The sequence below is a fragment of the Enterorhabdus sp. P55 genome (assembly GCF_009911695.1).
GTDB lineage: Bacteria > Actinomycetota > Coriobacteriia > Coriobacteriales > Eggerthellaceae > Enterorhabdus.
The window spans coordinates 1-4,462 of sequence record NZ_QWKK01000143.1; the positions used below are offsets into that span (position 1 = coordinate 1).

The window sequence follows — 4,462 nt, forward strand, 5'->3', positions numbered from 1 at the left end:
CGCGCCGGGCGGCGTCCACCACGCGCTCGGCAAGCGCCTCGCGCGGGGCCGAGAGGCCCTCACGCCCCTCCACGGTGTAGGCGCGCGTGGCCTGGGCGAGCTCGGCCAGCTCGTCGGCGGGGTAGGGCGATCCCTCGCCCGCGCTCACCGCGCCGGCCAGCACGGCGGTGGTCACCGGCGCCGCGCAGGCGCCGAAGCCCGCGGCCACGAGGGCCACGGCCAGGCCCACGGCTGCCATCGCGGCCAGCACGCGGTCTCCGATTCCCAGTCCGCGCCGCTTAGGCCCTGCGCCCAAGGGCGCGCTGCCGCCCCCGCCCGCCGTGTCGGCACCGGCCCCCGCACCGCGCGCTCCCGTGCCCGCCTGTCCGGCGCTAGTCGCCATCGCAGTCCACCCAGATGGTGGCCGCGGTGATGCCGCGCATGTCCTTCGAGATGGTGGGCAGCGGCCCCAGGCGGCTGAAGACGCCCTGGAAGCGCCCGTCGTAGAGGTAGAGCCCGTTGAGGTTGTTGTACCAGGCCGGCTCCGTGGTCACGGCCCCGTCGGGCAGGTCCTCGATGCCGGTGTCGGGCGGCAGCGTCTCGGTCTTGAACGGGCGGATGTAGCGCTGCACGATGAAGGGGTGCCCCGCCGCGCCGTTGGCGAAGGCGTCGATGAGCTCGCCCCACCGCTCCTCGCTCTGGGCGCAGCCGGCGTACACGTCGTCGGCGCCGTAGTGGTCAGAGGGCTTGATGATCCACTCGTCTTTGTTGGCGCGGATCTGGGCCAGGTTGACGGCAGAGTCGTCGAGGAAGGCGGTCAGGGGCACCGTCTCCTCCACGAAGCTGATCTCCTCGGCGGTGAGGAAGTCGCAGGTCTCTGGCTTGAACAGCACCTCGAAGATCTGCTTGTCGTGGACGATGTGCCCGGCGAAGCTGCCGATGAGCGCCACCTTCTCGGCCCGCACCGCCTCGATGAGCCCCTGAGACTCGTCCCAGTGGTCGATCACGTCGTTGGTCACGCAGCGCCGCCAGATGGCGTCCACGCGCCCCCCGCTCGCGTCGCGCAGCGCCTCGCCGTCGAAGGAGAGCTCGCGCACGTCGGCCACCGCGCACTCGTAGCCGCGGCCGCGGAACAAGTCCGCGAACAGGTGGAACTCGTCCACCACCCCGTTCTCCAGGTAGTCGCAGATGGCGATGCGCGGCTTCTCCACCCGGTGCTCGTAGGTGGCGTAGATGCCCAGGAAGGCGTCCACCCACGGCTCGAACAGGTCGCAGCCGCGCACGGCGTGGCCCTCGGAGAAGACGCGGAAGGCCTCGGAGGCCACGATGGAGTTGGTGATCTCGCGGTTCTCGTTCATGCCCGACGAGCCGTCGCCGTTGAACTCGCAGAAGCGGATGCGATAGTCGTCCTCGTCGAGGAAGGTGTCCACGCGGGCGAAGGGCAGCAGCGAGTCGTAGCCGCGCGGCAGCAGGATGAGCTCCTCCAGGCGCGGGTCGAAGTCGAAGCAGCGGCGATAGGCCGGGTCGTCCAGGTAGCGCTGGATGACCTTGCACAGGATGCGATGGGCCGTCTCGGCGGTGTCGCGCATCACCTCGTAGGTCCGCTGGTTGAACAGGCGCGGCACGAAGGAGCAGTCCACCACGCGGTGGTGCACGATGGCGGTGGAGGCGCGCATGTAGGCCAGCGAGGCGCGGCGGCTGGGGATGTCGCCGTCCAGGTCGTCGATGATCTGGAGGTAGGCGCGGGTGTAGTCGGCGTTGGTGTCCATGGGGCCTCTTTCCGGGAGGGGGATTCGTCCGGGCCATCTTAGCACGCCCCGCCGTGCCCGGGCGCCCCGCACCGGCCGCTGCCATCGGGCCGTTGTCGGGCGCGCGACCCGTCGGCCGGGGAGGGGTGCCCGGGCGTTCAAGCGGCACCCCCGGCGTGCGGGCGCGGCCTTAGCTCGTCAGGTGAAACAGGTGGGAGTCGCCGGTGGTGCGCTGCACGTGGTCCACCACGGCGCCGATGGGCGTGTCGGGCTCGTTGAGGAACCAGTGGACGAACACGGCGAGCGTCCCGGCCAGGAAGAAGCGGATGAGGTAGTCGAGCCCGGGCTGGTCCAGCTCGGCTGCGGGCGGGTTGCTCTCCACGATGGCCTGGCGCACTGGCTCGCAGAGGGCCTCCACCATGGAGTCCACCGACAGCTCCCGGGCCACGCGGCGGTAGAACTCCGGGTCCTCCTGGAACATGGCCGCCAGCTCGGTGACCACGGTGCGCAGGTTCACGGTGATGCCGTCAGGCTCGCGCCCCACCACGAGCACCTGGGTGATACGATCCACCACGAGATGCCCCTGCTCCTCGGCCAGCTCGTCGAGGGAGGCGTAGTGCAGGTAGAACGTCTTGCGGTCGATGTCGGCCTCGCGGGCGAGCGCGCTCACGGTGATCTTTTCGGCGCCCTGGCGCACCACCAGGTTGCGGAAGGCGGCCTGGATGGCCTTCCGGGTGCGCACCACACGGCGGTCGAGCTTGGGCGCGTTCTCGTCGCTGGCTGCCATGACGCCTCCTTTCGCCCCACTCCCGCGAAGGGGAGGGAGTAGTCAACAAAGATGACCGGTCTGCCCATTGTTTCCCGTTGGGGTGCTTCCTATACTACCCGAATATAACTTAAGCAACACCCGTGAATTAAATGATATATGAGCTTATTTCGTGGCTGAGGGACGCCTTGGCTTCATGCGGCTCAATTTTCGCTTTTGACCTGGAGTTTTCGGTTTTGTAACAACCGACAGCCAGGCGCGTGACGAACGGCGGGACTGCTTAAGCGAACCTTCTTAGTCATGGCAGAATCACGAGAGCCCGTGAGGGACGGGCACTGCTGAGAGCTATCTTTCTATGGAGGCGAACGCACATGAGACCGATGGACTTTGCGAAGCGCACGGCGGCCAACAAGCTGGTGGACTACCTGTGCGAGGATCCCGCCCGTAACATGGGCAAGGTGATGGACAAGATCAACGCCCTGTGCCCCGAATCCCTGTTCCCGGCCCAGCGCGAGGCGTTCACCCACGTGGTGGCCGACCCGGACAACAACATGTACCAGCTCATCATGCGCCTGATGGACCTGAACCCCGCGGTGCGCAACGACCTGCTCAAGACCTTCCTGGTGGACGCCAACCTCGTGGCCTGGGGCGTGCAGGAGAAGATGCGCGAGAAGTACCAGTGCAACATCCCCTGGGCCATCCTGCTCGACCCCACGAGCGCCTGCAACCTGCGCTGCACCGGCTGCTGGGCCGCCGAGTACGGCCACAAGCTCAACCTCACCTACGAGGAGATCGACTCCATCATCTGCCAGGGCAAGGAGCTCGGGGTCCATATCTATATCTACACCGGCGGCGAGCCGCTCGTCCGCAAGCACGACCTCATCCGCCTGTGCGAGGCCCATCCCGACTGCGCCTTCCTCTGCTTCACCAACTCCACCCTCATCGACGAGGAGTTCTGCCAGGACATGATCCGCGTGAAGAACTTCGTGCCGGCCATCTCGGCCGAAGGCGACGAGGCCGCCACCGACGGACGGCGCGGCGAGGGCGTCTACCAGAAGGTGGACGCGGCCATGGACCTGCTCCGAAGCCACGGCCTGCCCTTCGGCGTGTCCATCTGCTACACCCACGACAACGCAGCCTCCGTGGCCAGCGAGGCGTACTTCGACTGGCTCATCGAGAAGGGGGCGCTGTTCGCGTGGATCTTCTCCTACATGCCCGTGGGGGTGGACGCGCCGACCTCGCTCATGCCCGATCCCGTCGACCGCGAGCGGCTCTACCGCTTCAACCGCCAGGTGCGCGCGACCAAGCCCATCCTCACGCTCGACTTCCAGCATGACGGCGAGTTCGTGGGCGGCTGCATCGCCGGCGGGCGCCGCTACCTGCACATCAACGCCGCGGGCGATGTTGAGCCCTGCGTGTTCATCCACTACTCCAACGCCAACATCCGCGAGAGGTCGCTGCTCGACTGCCTGCGCTCGCCTATCTTCATGGCCTACTACGAGGGCCAGCCGTTCAACGACAACCTGCTGCGCCCCTGCCCCATGCTCGAGAACCCGGACTGCCTCGAGGAGATGGTGGAGCGAAGCGGCGCCCACTGCACCGACCTGCAGGCCCAGGAGAGCGCTCACGACCTGGCCGAGAAGTGCCGTCCCGCGGCGCGCGCCTGGGCGCCCGTGGCCGAGCGGCTGTGGACTGACCTTGATGACGAGCGCGCCGCGCTGCGCAACCGCGCCTGCAGCGGCTTGGCCGACAGCGACCTCGACCGCCTGGCGCGCCAGGGTCGCGTGATGCGCGGCGCGTTCGACCCCGAGCGGGCGGTGGACGAGTACGCGCTCGACCCCGAGCTGCGCGAGGAGCTGGCGGACGCGCTGGACGGAGGCGCGGCCCTGGCCGAGGCTGACGCCGCGCTGGAGGCGCCCGCGGTCGCGGCGCCCGCGTCGATGCGGCGGGCGAGCTAGGACGCGCGGGC

General features: G+C 68.4%; 3 protein-coding genes and 1 pseudogene. 1 reads left to right on the forward strand and 3 read right to left on the reverse strand.

The annotated features are described in order from the left end of the window. From D1643_RS09880 to D1643_RS09890, 3 genes and pseudogenes are all read right to left on the reverse strand, one after another. Window positions 1-250: pseudogene (locus D1643_RS09880) on the reverse strand (DUF1461 domain-containing protein); the annotation flags it as partial. A gap of 121 nt (window positions 251-371) precedes the next feature. Beyond that, window positions 372-1,748 (reverse strand): circularly permuted type 2 ATP-grasp protein, encoded by a 1,377-nt coding sequence (locus tag D1643_RS09885; protein ID WP_160710459.1) that lies wholly within the window; start codon window positions 1,746-1,748, stop codon window positions 372-374. A 169-nt stretch (window positions 1,749-1,917) separates the two neighbouring features. Beyond that, a complete protein-coding gene (locus D1643_RS09890) occupies window positions 1,918-2,514 on the reverse strand; it encodes a TetR/AcrR family transcriptional regulator (RefSeq protein WP_160710460.1) in 597 nt (198 codons plus the stop codon). A gap of 350 nt (window positions 2,515-2,864) precedes the next feature. Here D1643_RS09890 and D1643_RS09895 point away from each other — a divergent pair, with 350 nt between their 5' ends. Then, complete coding sequence (locus D1643_RS09895; RefSeq protein ID WP_160710461.1) at window positions 2,865-4,451, forward strand: radical SAM protein; 1,587 nt, start codon at window positions 2,865-2,867, stop codon at window positions 4,449-4,451. Window positions 4,452-4,462: the final 11 nt, after the last annotated feature.

What these genes read in the sequence shown, in the direction of transcription:
- D1643_RS09885 (WP_160710459.1), bottom strand. Translation starts at nt 1,748, where the DNA reads ATGGACACCAACGCCGACTACACCCGCGCCTACCTCCAGATCATCGAC.
- D1643_RS09890 (WP_160710460.1), bottom strand. Translation starts at nt 2,514, where the DNA reads ATGGCAGCCAGCGACGAGAACGCGCCCAAGCTCGACCGCCGTGTGGTG.
- D1643_RS09895 (WP_160710461.1), top strand. Translation starts at nt 2,865, where the DNA reads ATGAGACCGATGGACTTTGCGAAGCGCACGGCGGCCAACAAGCTGGTG.